General features: G+C 66.9%; 28 protein-coding genes. 7 read left to right on the top strand and 21 right to left on the bottom strand.

The window, feature by feature from the left end; translation table 11 throughout:
* Nucleotides 1-60: 60 nt before the first annotated feature.
* The 3 genes from ACYVGE_RS03190 to rpoE form a co-directional block, all read right to left on the bottom strand.
* Complete coding sequence (locus ACYVGE_RS03190; RefSeq protein ID WP_460726952.1) at nt 61-1,593, bottom strand: DegQ family serine endoprotease; 1,533 nt, start codon at nt 1,591-1,593, stop codon at nt 61-63.
* Nucleotides 1,594-1,698: 105 nt separating this feature from the next.
* Entirely contained in the window at nt 1,699-2,622 is a 924-nt protein-coding gene (locus ACYVGE_RS03185; protein WP_460726950.1) for a sigma-E factor negative regulatory protein, read from the bottom strand.
* Nucleotides 2,619-3,242, bottom strand: coding sequence for an RNA polymerase sigma factor RpoE (gene rpoE / locus ACYVGE_RS03180; protein WP_310051829.1), 624 nt, complete (start codon nt 3,240-3,242; stop codon nt 2,619-2,621). Before rpoE ends, ACYVGE_RS03185 begins: the two co-directional genes overlap by 4 nt.
* Nucleotides 3,243-3,486: 244 nt before the next feature.
* Between rpoE and ACYVGE_RS03175 the strand changes: the two genes are divergently transcribed.
* The gene (locus ACYVGE_RS03175; RefSeq protein ID WP_460726947.1) at nt 3,487-5,547 is read left to right on the top strand and encodes a 3-hydroxyacyl-CoA dehydrogenase NAD-binding domain-containing protein; all 2,061 of its coding nucleotides are present in this window, start codon (nt 3,487-3,489) and stop codon (nt 5,545-5,547) included.
* A 21-nt stretch (nt 5,548-5,568) separates the two neighbouring features.
* Here ACYVGE_RS03175 and ACYVGE_RS03170 read toward each other — a convergent pair whose 3' ends face one another.
* The 14 genes from ACYVGE_RS03170 to ACYVGE_RS03105 all read right to left on the bottom strand — a co-directional run bounded on the left by ACYVGE_RS03170 (nt 5,569) and on the right by ACYVGE_RS03105 (nt 17,163).
* Nucleotides 5,569-6,213, bottom strand: a complete 645-nt coding sequence (locus ACYVGE_RS03170; RefSeq protein WP_460726945.1) for a hypothetical protein — start codon at nt 6,211-6,213, stop codon at nt 5,569-5,571.
* Between the two features lie 23 nt (nt 6,214-6,236).
* Nucleotides 6,237-6,590 carry a PilZ domain-containing protein gene (locus tag ACYVGE_RS03165; RefSeq protein ID WP_457096149.1) on the bottom strand — a complete coding sequence of 118 codons (354 nt, stop codon included), beginning with the start codon at nt 6,588-6,590 and terminating at the stop codon, nt 6,237-6,239.
* A gap of 5 nt (nt 6,591-6,595) precedes the next feature.
* Nucleotides 6,596-7,597: a DNA polymerase III subunit delta' gene (locus ACYVGE_RS03160; protein WP_460726943.1), complete on the bottom strand. Its 1,002-nt coding sequence runs from the start codon at nt 7,595-7,597 to the stop codon at nt 6,596-6,598.
* Entirely contained in the window at nt 7,594-8,244 is a 651-nt protein-coding gene (gene tmk / locus ACYVGE_RS03155) for a dTMP kinase (protein ID WP_460726941.1), read from the bottom strand. Before tmk ends, ACYVGE_RS03160 begins: the two co-directional genes overlap by 4 nt.
* Complete coding sequence (gene mltG / locus ACYVGE_RS03150; RefSeq protein ID WP_460727291.1) at nt 8,241-9,260, bottom strand: endolytic transglycosylase MltG; 1,020 nt, start codon at nt 9,258-9,260, stop codon at nt 8,241-8,243. Before mltG ends, tmk begins: the two co-directional genes overlap by 4 nt.
* 78 nt (nt 9,261-9,338) lie before the next feature.
* Nucleotides 9,339-10,142 (bottom strand): aminodeoxychorismate lyase, encoded by an 804-nt coding sequence (pabC, locus tag ACYVGE_RS03145; protein ID WP_460726939.1) that lies wholly within the window; start codon nt 10,140-10,142, stop codon nt 9,339-9,341.
* Nucleotides 10,143-10,156: 14 nt separating this feature from the next.
* Entirely contained in the window at nt 10,157-11,512 is a 1,356-nt protein-coding gene (locus ACYVGE_RS03140; protein WP_460726937.1) for an aminodeoxychorismate synthase component I, read from the bottom strand.
* 94 nt (nt 11,513-11,606) lie between these two features.
* Entirely contained in the window at nt 11,607-12,842 is a 1,236-nt protein-coding gene (gene fabF / locus ACYVGE_RS03135; protein ID WP_460726935.1) for a beta-ketoacyl-ACP synthase II, read from the bottom strand.
* Nucleotides 12,843-13,016: 174 nt separating this feature from the next.
* Complete coding sequence (gene acpP, locus ACYVGE_RS03130) at nt 13,017-13,256, bottom strand: acyl carrier protein (protein ID WP_200613703.1); 240 nt, start codon at nt 13,254-13,256, stop codon at nt 13,017-13,019.
* A gap of 133 nt (nt 13,257-13,389) precedes the next feature.
* Entirely contained in the window at nt 13,390-14,136 is a 747-nt protein-coding gene (gene fabG / locus ACYVGE_RS03125) for a 3-oxoacyl-ACP reductase FabG (protein ID WP_460726932.1), read from the bottom strand.
* Complete coding sequence (gene fabD / locus ACYVGE_RS03120; protein ID WP_460726930.1) at nt 14,133-15,080, bottom strand: ACP S-malonyltransferase; 948 nt, start codon at nt 15,078-15,080, stop codon at nt 14,133-14,135. The genes fabG and fabD overlap by 4 nt, the downstream gene beginning before the upstream one ends.
* 109 nt (nt 15,081-15,189) lie before the next feature.
* Nucleotides 15,190-16,170, bottom strand: a complete 981-nt coding sequence (locus ACYVGE_RS03115; protein WP_460726928.1) for a beta-ketoacyl-ACP synthase III — start codon at nt 16,168-16,170, stop codon at nt 15,190-15,192.
* Nucleotides 16,171-16,397: 227 nt separating this feature from the next.
* Nucleotides 16,398-16,592 carry a 50S ribosomal protein L32 gene (rpmF, locus tag ACYVGE_RS03110; protein WP_310051803.1) on the bottom strand — a complete coding sequence of 65 codons (195 nt, stop codon included), beginning with the start codon at nt 16,590-16,592 and terminating at the stop codon, nt 16,398-16,400.
* A gap of 43 nt (nt 16,593-16,635) precedes the next feature.
* The gene (locus ACYVGE_RS03105; protein WP_457095784.1) at nt 16,636-17,163 is read right to left on the bottom strand and encodes a YceD family protein; all 528 of its coding nucleotides are present in this window, start codon (nt 17,161-17,163) and stop codon (nt 16,636-16,638) included.
* A 147-nt stretch (nt 17,164-17,310) separates the two neighbouring features.
* Between ACYVGE_RS03105 and ACYVGE_RS03100 the strand changes: the two genes are divergently transcribed.
* Both ACYVGE_RS03100 and ACYVGE_RS03095 read left to right on the top strand, forming a co-directional pair.
* Entirely contained in the window at nt 17,311-17,682 is a 372-nt protein-coding gene (locus tag ACYVGE_RS03100; RefSeq protein ID WP_457095783.1) for a hypothetical protein, read from the top strand.
* A gap of 2 nt (nt 17,683-17,684) precedes the next feature.
* The gene (locus tag ACYVGE_RS03095; RefSeq protein WP_460726925.1) at nt 17,685-18,260 is read left to right on the top strand and encodes a Maf family protein; all 576 of its coding nucleotides are present in this window, start codon (nt 17,685-17,687) and stop codon (nt 18,258-18,260) included.
* Nucleotides 18,261-18,281: 21 nt separating this feature from the next.
* Here ACYVGE_RS03095 and ACYVGE_RS03090 read toward each other — a convergent pair whose 3' ends face one another.
* Nucleotides 18,282-20,153 carry an ArnT family glycosyltransferase gene (locus tag ACYVGE_RS03090; RefSeq protein WP_460726923.1) on the bottom strand — a complete coding sequence of 624 codons (1,872 nt, stop codon included), beginning with the start codon at nt 20,151-20,153 and terminating at the stop codon, nt 18,282-18,284.
* A 49-nt stretch (nt 20,154-20,202) separates the two neighbouring features.
* On the opposite strand from ACYVGE_RS03090, the gene ACYVGE_RS03085 reads away from it, so the two are divergent.
* Genes ACYVGE_RS03085 through ACYVGE_RS03070 form a run of 4 tightly spaced genes read left to right on the top strand, consistent with a single transcriptional unit; the run spans nt 20,203 to nt 24,693 of the window.
* Nucleotides 20,203-21,156, top strand: a complete 954-nt coding sequence (locus tag ACYVGE_RS03085) for an AAA family ATPase (RefSeq protein WP_460726921.1) — start codon at nt 20,203-20,205, stop codon at nt 21,154-21,156.
* Between the two features lie 40 nt (nt 21,157-21,196).
* Nucleotides 21,197-22,201: a DUF58 domain-containing protein gene (locus ACYVGE_RS03080; protein WP_460726919.1), complete on the top strand. Its 1,005-nt coding sequence runs from the start codon at nt 21,197-21,199 to the stop codon at nt 22,199-22,201.
* Nucleotides 22,198-24,183 carry a transglutaminase TgpA family protein gene (locus tag ACYVGE_RS03075; RefSeq protein ID WP_460726917.1) on the top strand — a complete coding sequence of 662 codons (1,986 nt, stop codon included), beginning with the start codon at nt 22,198-22,200 and terminating at the stop codon, nt 24,181-24,183. Before ACYVGE_RS03080 ends, ACYVGE_RS03075 begins: the two co-directional genes overlap by 4 nt.
* A 21-nt stretch (nt 24,184-24,204) precedes the next feature.
* The gene (locus tag ACYVGE_RS03070) at nt 24,205-24,693 is read left to right on the top strand and encodes a Slp family lipoprotein (protein ID WP_460726915.1); all 489 of its coding nucleotides are present in this window, start codon (nt 24,205-24,207) and stop codon (nt 24,691-24,693) included.
* A gap of 87 nt (nt 24,694-24,780) precedes the next feature.
* On the opposite strand, the gene ACYVGE_RS03065 is transcribed toward ACYVGE_RS03070, so the two are convergent.
* From ACYVGE_RS03065 to ACYVGE_RS03055, 3 genes are read right to left on the bottom strand one after another with little or no spacing between them, the layout of a single operon-like run.
* Nucleotides 24,781-25,131: a histidine triad nucleotide-binding protein gene (locus tag ACYVGE_RS03065; protein WP_460726913.1), complete on the bottom strand. Its 351-nt coding sequence runs from the start codon at nt 25,129-25,131 to the stop codon at nt 24,781-24,783.
* Nucleotides 25,132-25,148: 17 nt separating this feature from the next.
* Nucleotides 25,149-25,742: a recombination mediator RecR gene (recR, locus tag ACYVGE_RS03060; RefSeq protein WP_460726911.1), complete on the bottom strand. Its 594-nt coding sequence runs from the start codon at nt 25,740-25,742 to the stop codon at nt 25,149-25,151.
* Between the two features lie 45 nt (nt 25,743-25,787).
* Entirely contained in the window at nt 25,788-26,108 is a 321-nt protein-coding gene (locus tag ACYVGE_RS03055; protein ID WP_310051781.1) for a YbaB/EbfC family nucleoid-associated protein, read from the bottom strand.
* Nucleotides 26,109-26,158 lie beyond the last annotated feature (50 nt).

The raw sequence follows: 26,158 nt of genomic DNA, 5'->3' as shown, positions 1-26,158 counted from the left end.
TCGCATACGCGGCTGCGCCCGCCTTCTGGGCGGGCGGAGCCTGCGGTCGCGATTGGGCATTCAGCCCGCCGCTTCGCCCTCGCCCGCGGTCACGGCGATGAACTGGGTCGCGTTGCCGCGGCGAACCAGCAGCATCACCGTCTGGCCGTCCCTCACGCCCGAGAGGGCGCGATCGAGCGATGCTGAGGTGCCCACGCTGGTACGGCCGACCGACAGGATCACATCGCCTGGTTGCAGGCCGGCTTCGGCGGCGGCATCGCCCACGCGGGACAAACGCACGCCTTCGTTCGATTGCAGCCCCAACTGTTGCCGTTCCGCATTGCTCAGGTCCTTGCCCACCAGCCCCAGGGCATTCTTCCCGCCAGGCGTGGCGGGCGCAGGAGTGCCGCCCTCCGGACCCGACTCGTCGACGGAACCGTCCGCCAGGGCCTCGTTCAGCGCATCCAGCGTCACGCTGATCTCGCGAGGCTTGCCATCCCGAAGGATGCTCAGCCGCACCTTCGAGCCGGGCGACAAACCGCCGATCAGCGGCGGCAGGTCGCTGGAGACGCTCACCGGCCGACCATTCACCGCCCGGATGACGTCCATCCGTTCGATGCCGGCGCGGCTGGCGGCGCTGCCCGGCAGGACCACCGACACCAGCGCCCCGCCGGCATCCGGCAGGCCCAGGCCACGCGCCTCATCGGCCGAGATTGCCTGCACCTGCACGCCGAGCTGGCCGCGGCTGACCTTGCCGGTCTTCTTGATCTGGTCCGCGGCGCTCATCGCCACGTCGATCGGGATCGCGAAACTCACGCCCATGTAGCCGCCGGAATTGCTGAAGATCTGCGAGTTGATACCCACCACCTCACCGGAGGTATTCAGCAGCGGACCACCGGAATTGCCGCGGTTGATAGCCACGTCGGTCTGGATGAAGGGCACATAGCGCTGGTCGGCGTACGGATTGGCGCGGCCTACGGCGCTGACGATGCCCGCGGTAACGGACTGGTCGAGCCCGAACGGCGAGCCGATCGCCACCACCCACTGCCCCGGCTTGAGATGCGCAGAATCGCCGATCCGCAGTGCCGGCAGGCTTTTCGCATCGATCTTCAGCAGCGCCACATCCGACTGCTGGTCGCTGCCGACGACCCTGGCCTTGAATTCGCGGCGGTCGGAGAGCGTCACCGTCACCGTATCCGCGCCATCGACCACATGGTGGTTGGTCAGCACATAACCGTCGTTGGAGATGAGAAACCCGGTGCCCATCGAAACGCCGTGGGGCCCCTGCGGCATCTGCGGGCCGTCCGGGCCTTCGAACATGCCCGGCGGCAGCATGCGGCGGAAGAATTCGGGAATCTGCTCTTCGTCCGGCGTCTGCTGGGTGCGGGCGACCCGGCGCGATCCGGCTTCCGCGCTGACATTCACCACTGCCGGTCCGACTTGCTGGACCAGGTTGGTGAAGTCCGGCAAGCCGGTGACGATCGGGGCCGCGGGCACGAGCTGTGCGGTGGTCGCCCCCTGCAGGGAGGCGCCGGAGGGTTGCGCGGTACAGGCGGTCGGCAGGGTGGCGGCGATGACGCCGAGCACGGCCAGGGAGCGGAGCGGTCGGTTCATGGGCATGTGCTTGGGGAAGTTATTGGATATCGGCGATAGGGCCGGAGGTTGGTCCGGGTTGGTGAAATCGCTGGTGAAGTCGCGTTCCGGGGCGGCATCGGGCGGTCAGCGTTGCGGCTCGGCTACAGTTTCGGGCGCGGTCGCCTCAGGAGGCAGGCGTGGCTCGAACGGGTAGAGAGACGGCGTAGCCGCACTGGTACCGAAGCCAACCGTAACCGCGCCTGCAGTGTTGTCAGCAGGCAACACCGCGCGTGGCCACGGTCGCGTGACGATGTCATCGACCGGCGGATGGAAGGGCCGCGCCGTTTCCGACGTCGTCGCCACGGCCGCGGCGCGCGCGTCGGAAGGAGACTTCAACGGTGCAACCGTGGTTGGGGGCGTCGATCGCGCAGTCTCCGAACGGACCGGACGGCGCGGCGTCGATCGCGGCACGTCGGCCACGGCAACCGTGGCGGCAGGAGCCGGCGATGTCGTTACTGCCGCGGTGACCAGCTTCGACTCAACTGCTCCCGACTCGACTGCCCTCGACTCGACCGACTGCGCCACTGGCGCCTGATTGGGCGGCGAAACCACACCAGCCGCGACCTGCCGGTCGCCTGCCGGCGATGGGGACCGCGAGAACGGTCCGACCACCAACACCGCCGCCACCGCCATCGATGCCGCCAATGCGGCACTTCCGCCGATCCAGCGGCGGCGTGAAGCGGCGGAAGATGCGGCTTCCATCGCATGCGCCGACGCGGGGGACGAGGCCACACCGACCGCCCCTTCCGCGGCCAGCATGCGCATCACGCCGGAAGCAAAATCAGGTGGGGCCACGGACGTCGCTTCGCCACGCAGGGCATCGCCAATCAATTGCCAGCGGCCGCAGGCCTCGCGCCAGCCGGCGTCATGATCGAGACGTCGCAGTGCAAACCGGATCGCATCGCCTGGCAGCTCGCCGTCGAACAGCGCGCTTAGCGCCTCGCGGTCTTCGCGCGGGTGCAGGGGATGGTGGTTGGAGTTGGAATGAGAGTTGGAACCGGTAGTCATCGGTGCGCACGCTCCCGCAGGTTGGCGTCGTGGTCCAGCAAGGGTCTCAATTGATTGTCGATCGCCTCACGCGCGCGGAAGATCCGCGAACGCACGGTGCCGATCGGGCAATCCATCCTGGCCGCAATCTCCTCGTAGCTCAGTCCATCGACTTCGCGCAGGTTGATGGCCATGCGCAATTCCTCGGGCAAGGCTTCGACCGCACGCATCACCGTAAGTTCGATTTCCTGGCGCAGGAGTTCGTGCTCCGGCGTAGCGGTCTCGCGCAGGCGCGTGCCACTGTCGTATTGCTCGGCATCCGCCGCGTCGACGTCGTCCGTGGGCGGCCTGCGGTTCTGCGCGACGAGATGGTTCTTGGCAGTGTTCACGGCGATCCGGTGCAGCCACGTATAGAACTGGGAGTCGCCCCGGAAATTGGGCAGCGCGCGATATGCGCGGATGAAGGCTTCCTGCGCCACGTCCTGGCATTCGCTCCAGTCGGCGATGTAGCGCCCGATCAGGGCCACGATCCGATGCTGGTATTTGCGCACCAAGGCATCGAACGCGGTGCTGTCACCACGCTGCACGCGCCGGACCAGCTCCTGGTCCAGGTCGGATTCCGGGGTCAATTGTTCGGCCATCACCGCGCCGGCACTCCTGTCAGCTCGGCGGGGCCGAACCGTGGGACAGCCCTTCCGGGCAAAAGTTCATTCATTCGCTCATTTATTGGGGCGCGGACCATACGCCGCAAGCGCCATCTGTCATGGTCCGACCATACGGTTTGACGCCGTCGAAACAAGCTCTGGATCATAGGACCATGAACCGGCCGCGACGGCCGACACCCGGTGCGGACGCACCCCCCACTATTTGGAAGGATGGTCCCGCATGATCGCTGGCCTCGACGGTCTTCGCTTGCAGCACTGGAAACTGGAACAGCGCGACGACGGCGTCATGGTGCTGTCATTCGACCGCGCCGGCAGCTCGGTCAACACCTTCGCGCAGGCAGTGCTGATCGAGCTCGACAGCGTGCTCGAGCGCCTCGCGCTGGATCCCCCGAAAGGCATGGTGATCCGCTCGGCCAAGGCCAGTGGCTTCATCGCCGGCGCCGACATCAAGGAATTCGCGGAATTCGACGCAAAAGGCAACGTCAACGACGCCATCCGCCGCGGCCAGCAGGTTTTCCAGCGCATCGCCGAACTCCCCTTCCCCACCGTGGCGGCGATCCACGGCTTCTGCATGGGCGGCGGCACTGAAATGTCGCTGGCCTGCCGCTATCGCGTCGCCAGCAGCGACGCCTCCACCCGCATCGGCCTGCCGGAAGTGAAGCTGGGCATCTTCCCCGGCTGGGGCGGCAGCGTCCGACTGCCGCGGCTGGTCGGCGCGCCGGCGGCGTTCGACATGATGCTGACGGGCCGCTCGCTGTCCGCGTCGGCGGCGCGCGCGATTGGCCTCGTCGACAAGGTCGTCGATCCGGCCTCGCTGGTGGAGGAAGCCGCAAGGCTCGCGCTTCGCGGTACCCAGCGTCCGTTCAAGCAGCGCTTCATGGCATGGGCCACGAACACGTGGCCGGCGCGCCAGGTGCTCGCTCCGATGCTGGCCAGACAGGTCGCGCGCAAGGCACGCAAGGAGCATTACCCGGCGCCCTACGCATTGATCAGCAGCTGGCAGCGCGCTGGCGGCGGCGTGCAATCGCTGCTGTCGGCCGAACGCAAGGCCGTGGTGAAACTGTCCTCGACACCCACCGCGCGCAACCTGATCCGCGTCTTCTTCCTGCAGGAACGCCTCAAGTCCAGCGGCGGCAAGGATCATGGGATCAAGCATGTGCACGTAGTGGGCGCCGGCGTGATGGGCGGCGATATCGCGGCGTGGTCGGCCTATCGTGGCTTCGACGTAACGCTGAGCGATCGCGAGCAACGCTTCATCGATGGCGCGCTCACTCGTTCCGCCGAGCTGTTCGCGAAGAAGGTGAAGGACGAAGGCAAGCGCGCCGCCGTATCCGCGCGCCTCAAGGGCGACCTCGCCGGCGATGGCGTGGCGCAAGCCGACCTGGTCATCGAAGCGATCATCGAAAAGCCCGAAGCCAAGCGTGATCTCTACGCCGCCGTGGAGCCGCGCATGAAAGCCGGTGCCCTGCTCACCACCAACACCTCTTCGATTCCGTTGACTGAACTGCGCGGACACATCGCGCGGCCGGCGCAGTTCGCCGGCCTGCATTACTTCAACCCGGTCGCGCTGATGCCGCTGGTCGAGATCATCCATCACGACGCGATGGCGCCCGAAACCGGGCAGCGCCTCGCCGCATTCTGCAAGGCGATCGACAAGCTGCCGGTACCGGTTGCGGGCACTCCGGGGTTCCTCGTCAATCGCGTGCTGTTCCCATACATGCTGGAAGCAGCGACGGCATTCGCCGAGGGCATTCCAGGCGCGGCGATCGACAAGGCCGCGACCAGGTTCGGCATGCCGATGGGGCCGATCGAACTGATCGACACCGTGGGCCTCGACGTCGCCGCCGGCGTGGGCGCGGAGCTCGCACCCTTCCTCGGCCTGCCGATTCCCGTCGCGCTATCCGCGCCGCCGGAAGCCGGCAAGCGTGGCAAGAAGGATGGCCAGGGCCTCTACAAATGGGTCGATGGCAAGGCGCAGAAGCCGGAACTGCCGAAGGACTACAAGGCGCCGGAAGACCTCGAAGACCGCCTGATCCTGCCCCTGCTCAACGAAGCCGTGGCCTGCCTGCACGACGGCGTCGTCACCGATGCCGACCTGCTCGACGCGGGCGTGATCTTCGGTACCGGTTTTGCCCCGTTCCGTGGTGGCCCGATCCAGTACATCCGCCAAACCGGACCGACCGTGCTGCTACGGAAGCTCAACGCACTGCAGGCGACCTACGGGGAACGCTTCGCTCCTCGTGAGGGCTGGTCGAATCCGGCGCTGGCGGAGCGCGCCTGATGCCCGTGCGGCCCGTGGGGCTCAACACCCCATGGGCACGCTGAATTCGATCGTGGTCAGCAGGCTCCACTCATTGCCGTCGCGCCGTTCGATCCGAACGCGCACCATGCTGATGGCGACGTAAGACGGGAACTCGCCCACCCGCGGAGCCTGCTCCACCAGACCCAGCCATTGCTGGTTCCTTTCCTGGCCGAAGTCGTATGGGCCAAGCGCATCCCGCACGGCTTGGCGCAATTCCTCGCGCGTGGCGTGCGGGAAGCAGGTGTCGTCGCCATCGTGCGGAACGGGCAGTCGAAAGCCGTCGGTTCCTACCGGCTGGGCCGGACGCCATTCCGACCGGCAGTGCTTCCAGTCGAGCAGGTCGATGTGCGGACCTTCGCCATCGATGCCCATGCTGGTTTCGAATTGAACGCTGACGCGGTAACGGCTCGCGTCGCCATCGGCTTGAAGCACGCGCAGGATGCGGCCACCGGTTTCCTCGCCCAATTCCAGCGTTGCGTCAATGCGCTTGGGGATGGGCCCGGATTTCGGCACCCAGACCTCCAGCAATTCGCCTGCAGGTACGCCAGGATCCAGGACGATTGCCTGCAATGGCATCGCGCCACCCGAAACCGCACTGCCTGCCAGCATGCATAGCGGCAACCAGAGAAAGTGGCGCGTTTTCATGGTCGCATCCTGCGAGCGATGGGCTACATCGTGTGCGTCGGCCGCTCCGCCGTAAGCGTGCCAGCCAGCAGGGCCTCTATCTTGCCCTTCACGGCTTCGCCTTCGGCGCTTTCCGCGAACTGCACGCCGATGCCTGCAGGCCGGTTGCCCTGTGCGCCCGGTGGCGTGACCCAGACCACCTTGCCCGCGACGGGCAGGCGCTCGTTGGATTCCGGCAGGGTCAGCAGAAGAAAGACTTCATCGCCGAGGAAGTAGCGCTTGATCGTGGTGACGAAAATCCCGCCATGCTTCAGGAATGGCATGTAGGCGCTATAGAGCGCCGCCTTGTCCTTGATCGCGTGCGACAGGATGCCTTGGCGTGCGCCACCTGCTGTCATTCCACTCATTTCCGGTTTCCTCCCGTACCCTCGCCGGCCGCGCCGCCATCGCGCCAGGCGAGCAACAATTCGACCACGGCCAGATCGGCGCGGACCGTCGTTCGCAGCAGGTCGCGAACGCGATTGGCGCGGTCAAACCACAGGGCCAGCCTGCTCGCTCGGGCCGGATCGGTCAAGCGGCCGGCGTCGGCCAGGACCAGGTCCGCGGCATGGCGCAGGCGCAATTCGAGATCGCCATCGGCCGCCCAGCGCTGCGCCGTGTCGGCGACGGCAGCTTCGCCGCGCGCCAGCTTGGCCAGGTCGGTGGCGACTTCGCGCCGGACGGCAAGCCCATTGCCCTGCAGCCATTCGTGCGCGAGCCCGGGGTGGCCACGGGCAGCATCAAGCGCTTCGCGCGCAGTCGCCTCCGCATGGCCGCGGGTGCGCAACCACGCGAGCGACTCCTCCTGCGGCGGCAGGCGGAATTCCAGCTTCTGGCAACGGCTGCGGATCGTCGCCGACAGGCGCGCCGGGTGCGCGGTGACAAGCCACAGATAGCGACCCGGAACGGGCTCCTCCAACGTCTTCAACAAGGCATTGCTGGCGGAATGATTGATGGCCTCGGCCGGATCGATGATCACGACCTGTGCGCCACCGTACTGCGGCGTGAGCGAGAGGCGTTCGGACAGTTCGCGGATCTGTTCGATGACGATTTCGGTGCGAAGCCGCGTGCCTTCCTTGTTCGGGATGAAGGAAATCAGCTGGTAATCCGGATGGGTGCCGGCCTCGAGCAGATGACAGCCGCGGCACTGGCCACAGGGCTCGCCATCCCCACCAGGCTGGTTGCACAACAGGCGACTCGCCATCCGCTGCGCCACGTCGCGCTTGCCCAGTTGCGCGGGCCCGGCGAACAGCAGGGCATGTCCAAGGCGCCCGGCTGCGAGCGATGCCGACGCCTGTGCGTATATGCGCTGCTGCCAGGGCGCGAACGCATTTGGCGAAGAAGATTTCGGCGAAGACGCGCTCATGTTTCCGCCAGCTCGCGCAGGCACGCGACGGCCTGGCCGGCCACCACGTCGACCGGCCGGGTAGCATCGATTACGCGGAAGCGTTGCGGCTCGGCCCGTGCACGCGCGAGGAACCCTTCGCGCACGTGCTCGAAGAACTGATCCTGTTCGCGTTCGATGCGGTCCGGACCACTGCCGCCCGGAGCAAGGTCGCGTCCGCGCGTGCGTTCGCGCCCATGCGCGACTCCGATGTCCAGCAACAGCGTCATCGCGGGTGCGATGCCGACCACGCGGCGTTCCAGTTCGGCGATGAATCCCGCGTCCAGCCCCCGTCCGGCGCCCTGGTAGGCGTAACTCGAATCGGTGAAGCGGTCGCTGATCACCCAGGCACCGCGCTGCAGCGCGGGCAGGATCACCTCGCGCACATGTTGCGCGCGCGCAGCGAACATCAACAGCAGCTCCGTCTCCACCGCCGGGGGCTCGTGATGCGTATCCAGCAGCAGGCCGCGGATCTGCTCGGCGAGCGGCGTGCCACCAGGCTCGCGCGTGGAAACCACTTCGTATCCGCGCGCCAGCAGGAATTCGCGCAAGGCGGCCAGCACGGTCGACTTGCCTGCACCTTCGCCGCCTTCAAGCGTGACGAAGCGGGCGTGGGTCTGCAGTGTCATTGCTTCTCCGCCGCGGATGGGGAACCTTGCTGCGCACGATAGTTTTTCAGGTAGCGGCCGACATTCGCTTCGTGTTCCGCCAGCGTGCGTGCGAAGAGGTGGCGGCCGCTGCCGTCGCCGATGGCCACGAAGAACAGGGCATCCCCGCTTGCAGGATTCGCGACCGCCTGGAGCGCATCGATGCCCGGCATCGCAATCGGCGTGGGCGGCAACCCGGCGCGGGTGTAGGTGTTGTACGGAGTATCGGTCAGCAGGTCGGCCTTGCGGATATTGCCGTTGTAGCGCGAGCCCATGCCATAGATCACGGTCGGGTCGGTCTGCAGGCGCATGCCGATCCTGAGGCGGCGCGCGAACAACCCGGCGATCTGCGGGCGTTCGGACGCGATGCCTGTTTCCTTCTCAACGATCGAGGCCAGCGTGAGCATCTCGTCCGGCGTCTTCAGGACGGTGTCTTCGCCCCGCTGTTCCCACGCGGACGCCAGGGCCTTGTCCATCGCATCGTGAGCACGGCGCAGTACCTCGAGGTCGCTGTCGCCGGTCGTATAGAGATAGGTTTCCGGCAGGAAGCGGCCTTCCGGATGCTGGCCCGGATGGCCCAGCCGCGTCATCAACGCAACGTCGTCGAGTTGCGTCGTTTCGTGTCGCAAGGGCTCGGCACGGGAAAGCGCTGCGCGCAGTTCGCGCATGTTCCAGCCCTCGACGATCGTGAAGCGGCGCTGGGCCACCTTGCCATCGCGCATGGCGATCAGCAGTTCACGCGGCGTGGTCGTCGGGTCCAGCGGATACTCGCCGACCTGCAATTTGCCTGCGGCCTGCAACTGGCGCGCGAGTACGCGCCATTCGATCGATTCGCCGGTTTCGATACCGGCTGCGCGCAGCTTGCGCAGCACGAGGGCCAGCGAATCCCCGGGTTCGACGACCACGGAGGCGCCCGCCTCGATGCCCGCCATGGGGCGATACGCGAAGCTGGTGTAACGCTGCCAGGCCCAGAAACAGGTACCGGCGGCGACCAACATGATGAGGAACAAAAATCCGCCGAAACGGCGCTTGGGCTTGCGACTCACATCGTCTCCGGGTCATTCACAGGAGTTTTCTCACGCAGCAAAGCCCGGATGGGCCGCGGCGAGCCGGTCCCGGAGCGCGACGACCTGCGGATGCAGGGGCCACGCGCGCCCTCCCAACTTCGCCACCGGCAGGATACCGCGCACTGCATTGCACAGGAAAACAGCGTCCGCCGTTTCGACCTCGGTCACATCGAGGCGGCATTCCGTAGCGCCGGTCGCGCCCATTGCCCAGGCACGGCAGATGCCGGCGACGCCGCACCGGTCGACGGGCGGGGTCAGCCAGCGGCCGTCACGCAGGACGAAGAGATTGGCCGCCGTGGCGCTGACGACGTCGCCTTCGGCGCTCCGCATCAGGCCTTCGACGGCGTAGGGCTCGATGGTGGCGGGATTGTTCCATTCCGCTCGCGCCAGAACCTGCTCGAGGCGATTGCAATGCTTGATGCCGGCAAGTCTCGGCTGCAGGGACAGCCGCGTTTCGCACCAGCGGACGGCGATGCCCGAGTCGGGCGAATCCGGCGGCAGGGAATGCTTGGAAACAATCCAGGTCGCAGGCGCATCGATGTCCGGTGCATAGCCACGCCCTCCACTGCCGCGGGTGACGATCAGCTTGAGAATCGCATCTTCGCCAGCCAGCAGATCGACGGCCTCCCTCAGGACCATGCTCGCCTGTGGCAACACGATCTGCAGGCGTTCGGCACCGCTCCGCAGTCGCGCCCAGTGCGCGTCCCACCAGGGCACGTCCCCCCGGTGCGCGCGCATCGTCTCGAACAAACCATCACCGTAGGCAACACCGCGGTCATTGGCCGCGATCGCATCGAAGCGCGTATCGCCCACGAAGATGCGTGCGTTCACCCCGTGGCTCCCAGCGCGCGCAACATGCCGCGTGCCTTGGCGCGTGTCTCTTCCAGCTCGCGCTGCGGATCGGAGTCGGCCACGATGCCTGCCCCGGTACGGAACCGCACCGTCGCCCCTTCCACTTCCGCGCTACGAATGAGGATGTTGAGGTCCAGGTCGCCGTCGCGATTCAACCAGCCCATCGCTCCGGTGTAGGCACCCCGGCCCTCGCCCTCCAGCTCGGCGATGACCTGCATGCAGCGCACTTTCGGGCAGCCCGTGATCGTTCCACCCGGAAACACGGCGCGGATCACTTCACCGGGCGAGGTCCCGCTGCGAAGACGCCCACGCACGTTGCTCACGATATGGTGCACGTGCGCGTAGCTCTCGACCGTCATCAGCTCGTCGACCTCGACACTGCCCGCCACGCAGACGCGGCCCAGGTCGTTGCGTTCCAGGTCTATCAGCATCACGTGTTCCGCGCGCTCCTTCGGATGACCGACCAGCTCGCGAATGCGTTCGGCATCGTCGTCGCCGGCAAAGCGCGCGCGCGTCCCCGCGATCGGACGGGTTTCCACCAGGTCTCCACGCACGGAGACAAGCCGCTCCGGCGACGAACTCACCACCGCCCACTCCCCCTGCGTAAAAACACCGGCGAATGGCGCGGGATTGTTTTCGCGGAGGCGTTGGAACAAGGCCGACGGGTCCAGCGGCCGATCGAAGCACGCTCGCCAGCCACGCGAGAGATTGGCCTGGAATACATCGCCAGCCGCAAGGTACTCCAACACCCTCTGCACGCCATCGACGTATCGCCGCGGCTCGTCTTCCTCGATCGTGCCCGGGACTTCCCACGCAGGCAGCGCCGCCACCGAGTGCGTGGCGCCGACGTCGGCCGCGATGGCATCGAGCATGGCTGCATGCGCGGGTTCGGCCACCACGACGCATTCGCCAGTCGCATGGTCACGCAATACCGCGGCAGGGCATCGCAGGGCCAATGCGACCGGCAATGTCCCGGGCGCGGGTGGCAGGCGCAGGACCGGCTCCACCTGCGCGGCCAGTTCGTAACTCAACAGCAGGGCCCAACCGCCGCGGAACGGCCAGCGCGGTTCGTCGCGCGGAATGCGTTGCGATTGCCACGCGGCATCCAGTGCCGCAAGGAAGTCGCCGGCCACTGCGCGATCGTCCCCGTCGCGGGTCACGCCATCACGGTCCAGGCGCAGGGACTCGCCACTGGTGGCCAGCAGCAGGTCCCAACGCCCCTGCGCGGTACCGTGTGCACTGGATTCGAGCAGCAACGGATAACGCGAGGGCGCGAGGCGATGCAGCGCCAGCAGGTCGAGCGAGGACGGCAGGGATCGGGTCAACAGCATGGGTGTATTAGACCGCGTTTCGTTCCACGGGACCCGGAAAAAACAATCCCCGCCGAAGCGGGGATCGTCGAGGCGCATGGCGGCCAGGCAGGCATCAGAGGCGCTTGAACACCAGCGAACCGTTGGTGCCGCCGAAGCCGAAACCGTTCGACACCGCGACATCGACCTTGGCCTGGCGCGCCGTATGCGGCACGTAGTCCAGGTCGCAGCCTTCGCCCGGATTGTCGAGGTTGATCGTCGGCGGAATGATGCCGGCGTGCAGCGCCATCACGGTAAAGATGGCCTCGACACCACCGGCGGCACCGAGCAGGTGGCCGGTCATCGACTTGGTCGAGGACACCATCGTCTTGTAGGCGTAGTCGCCCATCGCACGCTTGATCGACAGCGTTTCGGCCAGGTCGCCGAGCGGTGTCGAGGTGCCGTGCGCATTGACGTAACCGATCTGCTCGGCCGTCACCCCGGCGTCCTTCATCGCCGCGACCATGCAGCGCGCGGGACCTTCTCCGTTCTCGCTGGGCGCGGTCATGTGGAAGGCGTCGGACGACGCGCCGAAGCCGGCAAGCTCGCAGTAGATGCGCGCGCCGCGGGCCTTGGCATATTCGTATTCCTCGAGGATCAGGATGCCGGCGCCGTCGCCGAGCACGAAGCCGTCGCGGTCCCTGTCCCACGGACGCGAGGCCCGGGTCGGGTCGTCGTTGCGGGTGGACATCGCCTTCATCGAGCAGAAACCGCCGACCGAAGTCGGCGAGGAGCCGCGCTCGGCACCACCGGCGATCATCACGTCGGCGTCGCCGTACTGGATCATGCGCATCGCCATGCCGATCGAATGGTTCGACGTGGCGCAGGCGGAGACAGCGGAGAAATTGGGGCCCTTGGCACCGGTGATCAGCGACACCTGGCCGGGCAGCATGTTGATGATGGTGCTGGGAACGTAGAACGGCGAAATCTTGCGGACACCGCCTTCGTGGTACTTGATCGTCTGCTCCTCGATACCGAGCAGGCCGCCGATGCCGGAACCGATCAGCGCACCGGTGCGCTCGGCGTTGGAATCGTCGATCTTGAAACCCGCATCATCCAGCGCCATCAGCGAAGCGGCGACGCCGTAATGGATGAATTCATCCATCTTCCTGGCGTCCTTCGGATTGACCCACTTGGTGACGTCGAAGTCCTTCACCAGGCCGCCGATGCGGGTGGTGAACGACGAGGGATCGAAGTGGGTGATCGGGCCGATGCCGGAACGGCCGTTGACGATGCCGTCCCACGTCGTCGCCAGGTCGTTGCCCAGCGGCGAAACGGTGCCCATACCGGTGATTACTACACGCCTCTTCATGTAACGCTCCGAACGCTGCGCCGGGTCGGGCCGGCAGGATTGCGGATTACTGGCAATGGATCGCGAAACCCGTTGCGCAAAAACGCGGGGCCGCAGAACGCGGCCCCGGTTGGTTTTCATGGTTCGCCGTACCGACAAACCATCGGAGCCGGCCTGGCCGGACTCCGCGACACATCAGGCCTTGACGTGCGCCTTGATGTAGTCGATGGCCTGCTGCACCGAGGTGATCTTTTCGGCTTCCTCGTCCGGGATCTCGCACTCGAACTCTTCTTCGAGGGCCATCACCAGCTCGACGGTGTCGAGCGAGTCCGCGCCGAGGTCGTCGACGAACGAAGCGTTGTTGGTGACTTCTTCTTCCTTCACGCCGAGTTGTTCGACGACGATCTTCTTGACGCGCTCTTCGATGCTGCTCATTGGGTCTCACTCCTCCCGGGATCGGGAAATTCGATGGAATAGTCTAAATGAATCACGGGCGTTCGCGAAGCACGCGAAAACCCTTTTACTTCAATCGGTTACGGTTATATGGGCAACCGGTCGAAGCCAGCCGTTAAGGCATGTACATGCCGCCGTTCACGTGCAGGGTCTCGCCCGTGATGTAGGCGGCCGCGGGACCTGCAAGGAAGGCGACCGCGCGGGCGATGTCGGCCGGCTCGCCGAGGCGCCCCAGCGCGATCTGGTTCATCAGCGCCTGCTTGGCGTCTTCGGGCAGGTCCTTGGTCATGTCGGTGGCGATGTAGCCGGGGGCCACGACATTCACGGTGACGCCGCGCGAGCCGATTTCCTTCGCCAGCGACTTGCTGAAGGCGATGATGCCGGCCTTCGCCGCGGCGTAGTTGGTCTGCCCGGCGTTGCCGGTGACACCGACGACCGAGGCGATGTTGATGATCCGGCCCTTGCGCGCCTTCATCATCGAGCGCATCACCGCCTTCGAGGTGCGGTAGACGCTGGTGAGGTTGGTATCGAGGATGGCTTGCCAGTCCTCGTCCTTCATCCGCATCAGCAGGTTGTCGCGGGTGATGCCAGCGTTGTTGACGAGAATCGAGATCGCGCCGATGTCCTTGGCCACGCCCTCGATCAATGCATCGACGGATCCGGCATTGGCGACGTCGAGCACGCGGCCGTGGCCGCCGCTCGCGGCGAGGCGGCCGGCGATGGCCTGGGCGCCGGACTCCGAGGTCGCGGTGCCGATGACGGTCGCGCCCTGCGCGGCAAGCTCATCGGCAATCGCGGCGCCAATGCCCCGGCTCGCGCCCGTCACCAGTGCCACTTCGCCACTCAGCGGTAGATTGCTCATGCCTTCCACTCCGTCAATGCGGATTCGAATTCCGCGTTCGTGCCGATGGCACGTGCGTCCAATGATTTATCGATGCGCTTGATGAGGCCGGCAAGCACCTTGCCGGGGCCGCATTCGGCGACGCGCACAATGCCGCGCGCGGACAGCGCCTGCACGCAACCGGTCCACTGCACCGGCAGGTACAACTGGCGCACGAGTGCGCCGCGGATCGACTCGACCCCATCGTGCACTTCGGCATCGACGTTCTGCACCACCGGCAGCCTGGGAGCGTGCCAATGGAGATCGTTCATCGCCTCGGCGAGGCGGTTGGCGGCTTCGCGCATCAGCGGCGTATGCGACGGCACGCTCACGGCGAGCTTCACGGCCTTGCGCACACCGCGTTCACCGAGCATGGCCAGGGCCTTGTCGACCGCGGCGGCGTGGCCACCGATCACGATCTGGCCCGGTGAATTGAAGTTTGCGGGGACGACGATTTCTTCGCCGGAGGCGGCCTTGCACACCTCAAGCACGAGTTCATCCTCGGCGCCGAGCACGGCGGCCATCGCGCCGGTTCCGGCCGGTGCGGCGTCCTGCATCAACTGGCCGCGCAGGCGCACCAGGCGCGCGCCTTCGCGCAGCGACAGCGTCCCGGCGGCGACCAGCGCGGTGTACTCACCCAGGCTGTGGCCCGCAAGCACAGACGGCTGCGCGCCGCCCTGCTTCTGCCATGCGCGCCAGGCGGCTACGCCGGCAGCGAGCAACGCGGGCTGGGTGAACTCGGTACGGTTCAGCTGCTCGTCGGGACCGTCCTGCGACAGCGTCCACAGGTCGACGCCGGCCCCTTCGCTGGCTTCAGCGAAGGCCTCACGAACGACGGCATGGGTGGCAGCGAGTTCGCCGAGCATGCCCAGCGACTGCGAGCCCTGCCCGGGGAACACGAATGCGAGTTGCGAAGGCTCCGTCACGGCGGTTCCCTTCAAAAAAGAGGCGGCATCATACGGGCGAACCCGTCCATCCGTCTGTACCAGTGCGTATGCGGCAGCGGTCGCGGAAGTCTACTCCGCGACGCAGTGCTCAGTAGCGCAGCAGTGCCGAGCCCCAGGTGAAGCCGCCGCCGAAGGCTTCCAGCAGCAGCAGTTGGCCGCGCTGGACCTTGCCCGAGCGTACCGCTTCGTCCAGCGCCAGCGGCACAGAGCCGGAGGAGGTGTTGCCATGCTTGTCGACGGTGACGACCACGCGCTCCATCGGCATGTCCAGGCGCTTGGCCGTGGCTTCGATGATGCGCAGATTGGCCTGGTGCGGAATCAGCCAGTCAATGTCGTGGCGATCGAGGCCGTTGGCTTCCAGCGTTTCCTCGACCACGGAATCCAGCGCCTTCACGGCGTGCTTGAACACGTCGTTGCCGCTCATGTGGATGCGGACGCCGGCGTTGTCCTCGCCCGGCTTGAAGCCGACCGAAACGCCGACCGGATTCCACAGCAGTTCCTTCTTGCCGCCATCGGCGTGCATGTGGGTGCTGAGGATGCCGGTTTCGGTGTCGGCCTTGAGCACGACCGCGCCCGCGCCGTCGCCGAACAACACGCAGGTAGTGCGATCGCTCCAGTCGACCATGCGGGTCAGGGTTTCCGCACCGATCACCAGCGCGGTCTTTGCCGCGCCGGAACGGATGAACTTGTCGGCCACCGTCAGCGCATAGACGAACCCCGAGCAGGCGGCATTGACGTCGAACGCCGGGCAGCCGTCCGCGCCGATGCGATGCTGGATCAGGCAGGCGGTGGACGGGAAGATCAGGTCCGGCGTGGTGGTGCCGACGACAATGAGGTCCAGTTCCTTCGCATCGACGCCGGCGGCTGCCAGTGCGCGCATAGCGGCGTGGTAACCCAGGTCGCTGGTGGTTTCGCCTTCGGCGGCAATGTGGCGTTCACGGATGCCGGTACGCGCCGCGATCCATTCGTCGGTGGTATCGACGAACTTCGCCAGGTCGTCATTGGTGAGCACCTTTTCCGGCAGGTAGCTGCCGGTACCGGCGATGCGCGCGAACACTTGCTGGGTCATGCCTTTCTCAATTCGTGGGGCTGCGGGGGTGCTCGTCGCGCGGACCGCTGGAACCCAGCGACGTCCGGCAGGACGTGAACTGCAAATGCTACTCCGCCTGCGCAGGCGCCGTGCAAATCACGCAAACGCGAACGGGCGCCTAAGCGCCCGCTTCGCCCCGCGGCGTTGTACGGCCAAAAAACCGTTCTAACGGCGGGAATTACTCCGGCGCGAAGACGCCGGAACAATCACTCTTCGTCCGCAACCTTCGACTTGGTGTCGATGACCTTCTTGCCGCGGTAGTAACCGTCGGCGGTCACGTGGTGGCGCAGGTGGGTTTCGCCCGTGGTCGGGTCGGTAGCCAGCTGCTTGGCCGAAAGCGCATCGTGCGCACGACGCATGCCACGCTTGGACGGGGTGACGCGGGATTTCTGAACTGCCATGGTCTTGCTCCAGAAAAAAGCTGTGAAAACTTGCCTTGAATAATCACTTGTCCGGCTTCTTCAGCGCGGAGAGTGCTGCGAACGGGTTTGCGCGTTCCTGTTCAACCTGCGTGGCTGGCCAGTCGCGCTCCACCGCCTCGCTGCCGGGCTTCACCGGCACCACCGGCACGGCGAGGATCAATTCGTCCTCGACCAGCTCGGCTGTCCGCAGCTCGCCGTCGTCGGGCACCAGCAGCGGTTCGTAACCCTCGGGCAGCGCAGCCTCGTCCGCTTCATCGCGAATGAGTCCGAGCCGTTGCACGATCCTCACCGGCAGGAGGAACCGATCCATGCTGCGCTGGCAGACCAGCGGCAACTCGGCGTCGATTCGCAACTCGACGTAAGGCACCTGCAGCGAATCGCGGTCGAATTCGAGCGCGAAACGCACCTCGCCTTTGGTATCGAGCAGGCTGTCCTCCAGCCGTGTCAGCGCCGACAGCGGCAGGCGTCCTTCGACCCCGCGCCGCGCCGCCACCATCCTCCAGGCGTCCAGAATTTCGGGGACCCGATCCGATGGCGTGCCAGCTGACATAAGACGCGGGAGTTTAGAGATCGCGACGCCCTCGTGTCAAACCGCAAGTCCTTGTGGCGCCGGGGTTTTGCGACCTGGCGCCGGCTTCGTTGTCTAAACGGGGGCCGGCGGTTCAGACTGCGGGTCCTTCTTCCAGCCGCCGACACCGTGACCCCATCCGCCCTGATCTGGATCCTGCTCGCAGCAGGCATCGCGACCTTGTTGGCGGTCCTGTTCCGCCAGCGGGCCCCACAGCGCCGGGCCCGCGCGGTCCAGGAATTGCTGGATGCGGCCGATGCGCTGGAATCCCGGCTCCGCATGGCGCGGGCCGAAATCGCGGCCGTAGCGGGTGAACAGGGCCCGGACCCGGTCGGCGACGCCATGCGCGAGATGCTCCGCCAGCGCCTGTGGCTGCGCGACCATGGCCGCGATGCCAGCCTTGCCCAGCTCGCCGATGTCCGGGCCTCGATAGACCTGGCCCGCGACCGCATCGATACCCAACTGGCCAAGATCGCCCGGGCCCGCGCGCCTCAGGCCTGACCGTGGCGCGCCTGGTCCTGGCCTCCACGTCGCCCTATCGGCGGGAACTGCTTTCGCGGTTGCGGCTGCCCTTCGAGACCGTCCGTCCCGAAGTGGATGAATCCCCGCTCCACGGCGAGACTCCGCTGGCCCTCGCCGAGCGCCTGGCGCGGGCCAAGGCCGCCGTGATCGCCCGCCGCGAGCCGGGGGCATTCGTGATCGGTTCGGACCAGGTCGCCGAGCTTGAAGGACAGCCGCTGGGCAAAGCCGGCGACCGCACCGGGGCGATCGCGCAACTCGGCGCGATGTCAGGCCGCGAAGTCCTGTTCCGCACCGCGGTCTGCATCCAGCGCGAAGGCGATCCGCCGAGGATGGCGACAGACACGACCACGGTGCGCTTCCGCCCGCTCTCGTTCGCCGAAATCGAACGCTATGTCGATGCGGAAGCAGCGTTCGATTGCGCCGGCAGCTTCAAGGCCGAGGGCCTGGGCATCACGCTGTTCGACGCCATCGATTCGTCCGATCCAACCGCCCTGATCGGACTGCCTCTCATCATCACGGCGCGGCTGTTGCGCGAATCGGGATTTGTCCTTCCCTAGGCCACGACCTGCGCGGCGCCGTCAGCGTGCGATGTCCACCGGTTGCTCGGACCAGTCCTCGACGCTGCCGTCGCGGCCATGCAGGCGCAGTCCCAGCCAATGGCGCCCGGGCTTCACGCCCGTCGCACTGCGCAGGTCGACCTGAGCGCTGAAGCCGACATCCGGATGCCGCGGATCGTTGGTTTCCGGCCATGACGTCGACAGCCCCTCGTACGGCTCTCCGTACTTGGCAACTGCAACCGGCCGTCCATCGAGCAGCACCTCGACCTTTTCCAGGCCCACGCCGTCCTTGAATGCCCATCCCCTCATGTCGAACCGGAGCCCCACCGAAGCGCCCCCTACCGGCGCATCGATCCACGCCATGGCGGGCGTCGTGCACTCGCCGCCGCGCTTGGCATCCAGCGCGAACAACGCAAAACGCTGGCGGCCGTGATCGATGTTGAGCACCTGCGGCGGCGGCAAGGGACCGACCATGCCGCACAAGGCGTGGTAGCGATGGAGCAGGTCCTTGTAGGACACCTCGGTGATGCCCACGACCAGCAGGATCGGCCCCTTCGACCAGTCGACGGCCGATTCATTCTCAAGACCCCACAGGCGCAGTTGCGGCGCACGACCGTGGTTGTGGTTGCTTGGATGATCGAGCACCGGGATATCCGGCTCGCCGAGCGCAAAGCCGAGCTCGGCCCCCACCTTGAAGCTGTCGGCGACGACGCGCGTGCCGGGAGGCAACTGCTCGAGGCGGCGGCGCGTGACGTCTGCCAGCTCGTCCCAACCCGCGAAATTCGCCTGGTAGAACTTCTCGGCTGCACTGCGTGCACGCACCTGTGGCATCGACAGTGCCGCGTAGAACGCCAGCATCGCGACCAGCCCGAGACCGGCCAGCAGCCATGTCGCGATCCGCAGCCACCTCGGCCAGCGCGCCAGGAGCGCGGGCAGCAGCGGCAGCAATGCCAGATAGCCCGGCAGCGGCCAATGGAAACTCACGCGCTCGGTGTCCGCGAAGAAACCCAGGATGAAAAACCCGAGCACGACCAGCCCGCCCAGATAGGCGAAATAACGTGTCGACGGCAGGCTGCCGAAGCGTCCGCGCCAGCCGGCCAGCAGCAGCGCCGCGAAGAGCAACGGTGTCACCAGCAGGGCCTGGATGCCGATGAACTGGATCCCGTCCGCATGAAAGGCCCAGGGATGGCGATCGACCAGCTGGAAGCGCAGGCCTGCATCGGCGTTGTCGATATTCCACGCCAGCAACGGTATCCATGCCGATGCTCCCAGGGCGACCGCGGTCCACACCCGCACGTCGCGCAGCGCACGGCGCCCCTCGGGAAGCAACAACAGGGCGACGAAGCCGACCCCGATCACGGCGATGAAGCGGTAGTGGCTCAATGCACCCAGGGTGAGACCGAGCGCAAGCTCCAACGCTGCGGCCGCACCGACTTCGCGCAGCAACTTCGCGCCGGCATCGACGCACAACAAGGTAGCCAGCGCCATCATCGCGTCGGGCAACGCCAGCAGACCCAGCGTGCCGGCCAGTGGCAACAGCAGCGCGAAGCAACCCGCCTGCCAGCCGTAGCGCTCGCCGAATTCGCGTGTCGTGAGCCGCACCATCAGCAGCGGAACCAGCGCGGCCAGGAACAGGAACGGGGCACGCAAGGCGAAGGCATGCTCGCCTCCCAGCACCACGCCGAGCCGCGTGAGCCAGGCCGTCAATCCGGGCAGGTCGGAATAGGCCGCAGCAAGGTGCTGCCCCTCCTGCCAGTAGAAGGCCTCGTCGACGAACAACGGCAGCCGTGCGGCCACGGCCAGCTTGAGCAGCAGGACGGCGGACCACAACAGCCAGAAACCGAGTCGTACCGGGCCGGAGTCCTGCCCGGCATGCATCCCTTCGTCGCGCATGGATGGAGAACAACCCCGCTACACTGCCAAGACTGGTGAGGAGGACGAAATGGCGGCATCCCCGACCGCAGCGACCATGCTACCCGATGCGTTGCGCATGACCCTTGAACGCGCGCAGGCCCAGGTCAATGCGCTGGTGCTTGGCAAGGCACATGAAGTCCGCCTTGCCTTCGTGGCACTCCTGGCCGGCGGCCATCTGCTGATCGAGGACCTGCCTGGCCTGGGCAAGACCACGCTCGCTCGTGCGATGGCCACGACACTGGGGCTCGACTTCCAGCGCGTGCAGTTCACCTCGGACCTGTTGCCGGCCGATGTCGTAGGTGTTTCGGTATTCGACCCGCAAGCGCGCAGCTTCCAGTTCCACTCGGGACCTGTGTTCGCGCAGGTACTGCTGGCGGATGAAATCAACCGGGCGCCGCCGCGGACGCAGAGCGCCCTGCTGGAAGCGATGGCGGAGCACCAGGTGACGGTGGACGGCACCACGCACTCGTTGCCGGACCCCTTCTTCGTCATCGCCACGCAGAACCCGGTCGACCTGGCCGGCACCTATCCGCTGCCCGATTCCCAACTGGATCGCTTCCTGCTTCGGCTGACCCTGGGATATCCGGGCGAAGCGGCCGAACGGGACCTGCTCGCCGGCGTGGATCGCCGCGACCTGATTGCACAGACGATGCCCCTGCTGGACACCGCGGACGTACGGGCGGCCCGGCGGGCCGTACTGGGAGTGCATGCGAGCGATGCCCTGATCAACTACGTACAGGCCCTGCTCGCGCGCAGCCGCAAGCACCCGGGCGTGCGTGTCGGCCTTTCGCCCCGCGCCGGACTGGCGCTGCTGCGTGCCGCGCGCGCGTACGCGCTGTTGCTGGGGCGTTCGCATGTGCTGCCCGAAGACGTGCAGGCGTTGTTTGGTGCGGTTGCAGCGCATCGCCTGGTAGCGGACGCGCAGGCCGGCAGCGATGCGTCGCTGGCCAAGGCGATCCTGCATGCGGTGCCCGTGGACTGAGGCGCGCGTGCCGTGATGCTCCCCGCTGTCGGCTGACACGATGCCTGCGATTGCCGCCAACCCTGAAGCCCTGGCCACGCTCTGGCGGCGCGTTCGCACCATCGCCCTGAGCCTGACCCGGCCGCGCGCACCGGAAACACTGCCCGTCACCATCGACCGGCGTCGTGTCTATGTGCTTCCCACGCGCTTCGGGCTGTTCTACAGCACGTTGCTCCTGGGCATGGCGGCAGGCGCGCTGAACTACAACAACAATCCCGCCCTGATGCTGTGCCTGTTGCTTGGCGGCGCCGCCCTGGCCAGCCTGATCGCCGCGCAGTTGCAGCTCACCGGACTGAACATCACCACGATCGATGGCGAACCGGTGGCGGCGGGACAAACGCTGCTGCTGCGCGTGCATGTGCAGGCCGATCCGTCGCGCATGCGCCGTGGCTTGCGCGTCGACGATGACGACCTGCTCGATACCTCTGTCCTGAACCTCGACCAGGGGCATGGCGAAGCCGAAGTCGCGCTGCCTACCGAGCAGCGCGGCTGGCTCGATGTTCCCCGCCTCCGCGTGTTCACCACGCGTCCGCTGGGATTGGCGCGGGCGTGGACGTACGTCTGGAGCGACGCGCCCCTGCTCGTATACGCCGCGCCCGAGCCCAACGGCCCGCCCCTGCCGAGCGGGTCCGGCCAGCAGGCACAGACCCGCCTGCATCCCGCCGGGGACGATGTGCACCACCTGCGCAATTACCGGCCCGGCGATGCGCGCCGCACCATCGCGTGGAAGCCTTCCGCGCGCCGCGACACCCTGCTGGTGCGCGAGTACGAGCAGCCGTTGGGCGCGGACGTCGTGCTCGACTGGCGCCAACTGGCCAATCTCGATTTCGAAGCGCGCATCTCGCGCCTGGCACGGTGGGTCGATGAGGCCGAACGCGATGGCCGTCGCTACCGCCTGTGCCTGCCCGGCCAGCCCGACATCGGCCCCGATCACGGCATCGTGCATCGCCATGCCTGTCAGCGCGCGCTCGCCCTCCTCCCCCTGGGCGGAGGGTACGGGCGATGAGCGCGACGATGGGCCACGCACTGGTGCTCGATCGCACCAGCCGCCATTGGGCCCTGCTCGCGGCGGTCGCCTGTGTGGTCCCGCTGTTGCTGCAGCTTCCCGCCAACCTTGCATGGCCCATTGCCGCAGCCGGTGTCGCGACGACCGCACTGGCCTGGTGGAAGCCGCTGCCGGCTGGATTGCGCCTGTTGCTGACCCTGCTCGTGGTTGGCGCCGTGCTGGGGGTTGCCGGCCTGCGCTTCGGCCGCGACACCGGCTGCGCCCTGCTTGCCGCGATGCTCGCGATCAAGCCCTCGGAAACCGCGAAGCTGCGTGATGCGCGCAGCCTGATCGGGTTTGCGCTGTTCGCGCCGTTCGCCACCTTCCTGCTCGACGAGGGGCCGTTGTCGCTCGCCCTGGCCCTCGCTGCCACCGTGGGGGCCCTGGCGGCGCTGCAACGCCTGGCCGACGTCGAATCCGGCGATGCACGTTTCAACGTGCCGCTGCGAACCCGGCTGCGCAGCGTCCTGCAGTTGCTGTTGATCGGCCTGCCGCTGGCGCTGGCCACGTTCTGGTTGTTCCCGCGCCTGGCTTCACCGATGTGGGGCGTGCCGGGTCGCGCGATGGCCAAGCCGGGTTTGTCCGACTCGATGCGGCCCAACGACAACGACTGGCTGGACCTGATGTCCGACGACACGCCCGTCCTGCGCGCGCGCTTCTTCGGTGCGACACCCCGCCAGGACCAGATGTATTGGCGCGGACCCACGTTGTGGCGTTTCGACGGGGAGGAGTGGACACAGCCTGCGTGGACACGCGGGCTGCACGCACCGCGCGTGCAGGCCTCGCCCCGGCAATGGGACTACGAACTGGAAGTCGAGCCCACCGACCGCCGGCAGCTGGTAGCACTCGATCTGCCCCTGGCGGCACCGGGGGGCAGCGCGCTGATTGGCGACTATTCGCTGCGCACGGAACGTCCCCTGAGCTCGCTCACGCGCTGGCGCATGCAATCGGCCGCCCCCCTGTGGAACGAGTCGCAGCTGAAACCAGCGCTACGGCAGGCCGCACTGGAACTCCCCTCCGGATTCAACCCGCGCACCCTCGCCCTCGCCCGCCAATGGCGCCGGGACGCCGGCAGCGATGACGCTGCGATCGTGCGGCGTGCCCTGGCGTGGATCCATGACGAATTCGCCTACACGCTGGACACGCCGCCCTGGGGTCATGACGCCATCGACCAATTCCTGTTCGACGGCAAGGCGGGTTACTGCCAGCACTTCAGCTCGGCCTTCGTGGTGCTGATGCGCGGCGCCGGCATTCCGGCGCGCGTGGTGACGGGGTATGCGGGCGGCTATCGCAACCCGATCGGCGGCTACTGGATCGTGCGGCGTTCAGATGCCCATGCCTGGACCGAGGTATGGATGCCCGAACGTGGCTGGGTCCGGATCGATCCGACAGCCGCAGTTGCCCCCGAGCGGGTTTACGACACACTCGCCGATCGCGCACCCGGTACCGACAGTGTGCTCGGCGACTTCGGGGGATCGCTGTGGAACGCCCGCGACTGGCTGCGGCGCGGCTGGAACGATCTGGTCCTCGGTTTCGACGCCAATCGCCAGTCGCGGATGTTCGCGCCACTCGGACTGGACCGGATCAACGGGCGGCAGCTCGCCATGGTGTTTGGGGCCGTTGCCACCCTGGCCCTGATGTGGATGGTCTGGCTCAGCGCCCGAGGCCAGCGCGAGCCCGACCCGGTGCTGCGTGCCTGGCATCGGTTGGGCCAACGTTACGGGCGGTTCGGGCTGGCGCGCGAATCGCACGAAACCGCCGCCCACTGGGTGGATCGCGTCGCCCGTGCGCACCCCGGGCTCGCGAGCGGACTGCACGAAATCAGCCACCGTTTCGCCATTTGGCGCTACGCTGAGCCCCAGCCCGGGACGCACGACCCCCGTGCCGCCAAGGACCTGGTCCGAGCGCTGCGCAGCCATCGGCCCAAGCATTCGAATCCCTGACCCGTCCAACGGAGAAAGGCTATGAAGGCAAGCGTCGTCCTCACCATGCTCGGTACGGCATTACTCGCCGCTTGCGCCTCGCAGCCAGCGCCGCTGCAGGGCAGCTTCAACGAGATCACTCCGCAGCAGGCCGCTGCCACGGATTCGACGGGCGCGGTGGTCCGGTGGGGCGGCCGCATCGTCGGTGTCGAACCGCAACCCAACCGCACCTGCTTCGAGATGATGTCCACGCGACTGTCGTCCAACGGTCGGCCGTACTGGGCTGCCGATGACGTCGGCGGCCGCTTCATCGCCTGCCGCATCGGCTTCTACGACCCTGCGCTGTTCGAGAAGAACCGCGAAGTGACCTTCACCGGCCGCATCGGCGGCTACGACACCCGCCGCATCCTGGGTTATGACTACCGCTTCCCGCGCGTGGATGCCGAGGTGATCTACCTGTGGCCGGCGCGTGAGTATGTCGACCTGGTCAACACGCGCCCGCCGCCGTGGCCGTGGTGGGGTTACTGGTGAAGCAACATCGCTCGGACATGGGCGCCCGGCCTCGAACCGGGCGTCATGTTTCGGGAGCAGGCAACGCCCGGCCATTGCCGGGCGTTGTCATCTCGGCGTGCCGAAGCGGCCCAGCGGCGCGCCCGCCAGCAGGTGCAGATGGACCTGGAACACGGTCTGCCCGCCATGGCCGTTGCAGTTGATGACCACGCGGTAGCCGTCATCGGCGAAGCCCTGCTGCTTGGCGTAATTCGCCGCGGCCACGTGCAGGCGCCCTATCACTTCCGCCTGCGAGGCCTGCACGTCATTCAACGTGGCGATATCGACCTTGGGCACGAACAGCACGTGTACAGGAGCTTGCGGCGCGATGTCGCGGAACGCGATCTGGTGCTCGTCTTCGTAAACGATGTCTGCCGGGATCTCGCGCCGGATGATCTTGTGGAAGAGAGTGTCTGCCATCGCTTCTTCTCCTGAAATCAGGGCATTTCGCTGCGACTGCCGAACGCGTGCGACAGCGTGCCACGGTCCACGTATTCCAGTTCGCCGCCAAGCGGCACGCCGTGCGCGAGCCGGCTCGGTCGAACCTTGTGCTGGCGTGCCAGTTGCGCCAGGTAATGTGCGGTGGCCTCGCCTTCCACGGTGGGATTGGTGGCGATGATCAACTCCTGCACCTCACCCTCGGCCAGGCGCGAGGCAAGGCGGTCGAGGCCGAGTTCACGCGGACCAATCCCGTCCAGCGGCGACAACCGCCCCTGCAGGACGAAATACAGGCCTCGATAGCCCGTTGCCTGCTCGATGGCAAGCCGGTCGGCCGGCGATTCGACCGCACACAACAGATAGGCATCCCGCGAAGCGCTGGTGCAGGTGGCGCACACTTCGGTCTCGCTGAAGTCGCGGCAGCGGGCACAGTGGCCGACCTTCTCGACGGCCGCGGACAGCGCCTGCGCCAGCCGCGCGCCGCCGTCCCGGTCGCGCTCGAGCACGTGGTAGGCCATGCGTTGGGCCGACTTCGGCCCGACACCAGGCAGCACGCGCAGGGCTTCGATCAGTTGTTCGAGCAACACACTCACGAAGTCACGCTCACGGAAACACGCTCATGAAGTCACGGCACCGCGTCAGAACGGAAGCTTCATTCCCGGCGGCAACTGCATGCCGGCGGTGGCAGCCGACATCTTCGCCTGCGATTCCTCGTCGATCTTGTTCGAGGCATCGTTGAACGCCGCGGCGATCAGATCCTCGACCATTTCCTGGTCCGACAGCACGCTCGGATCGATGCGCACCTTGCGGCACTCCTTGCGGCCGGTGAGCGTCACCGTGACCATGCCGCCGCCGGCCGAACCAGTGACCTCGATCTTTGCGATCTCTTCCTGCGCACGCTGCAGGTTTTCCTGCATGCGCTGGGCCTGCTGCATCATTTGGGCGATGTTGCCACGCATAGTCTTGTTCTCTTGATTGGTGCGCCGCGTCGTGCGACGTCGGCATGGGG

It is taken from the genome of Lysobacter rhizosphaerae (genome assembly GCF_054779795.1).
The sequence above is the reverse complement of the archived record's forward strand: the minus strand, read 5'-3'. Positions and strand labels throughout refer to the sequence as shown.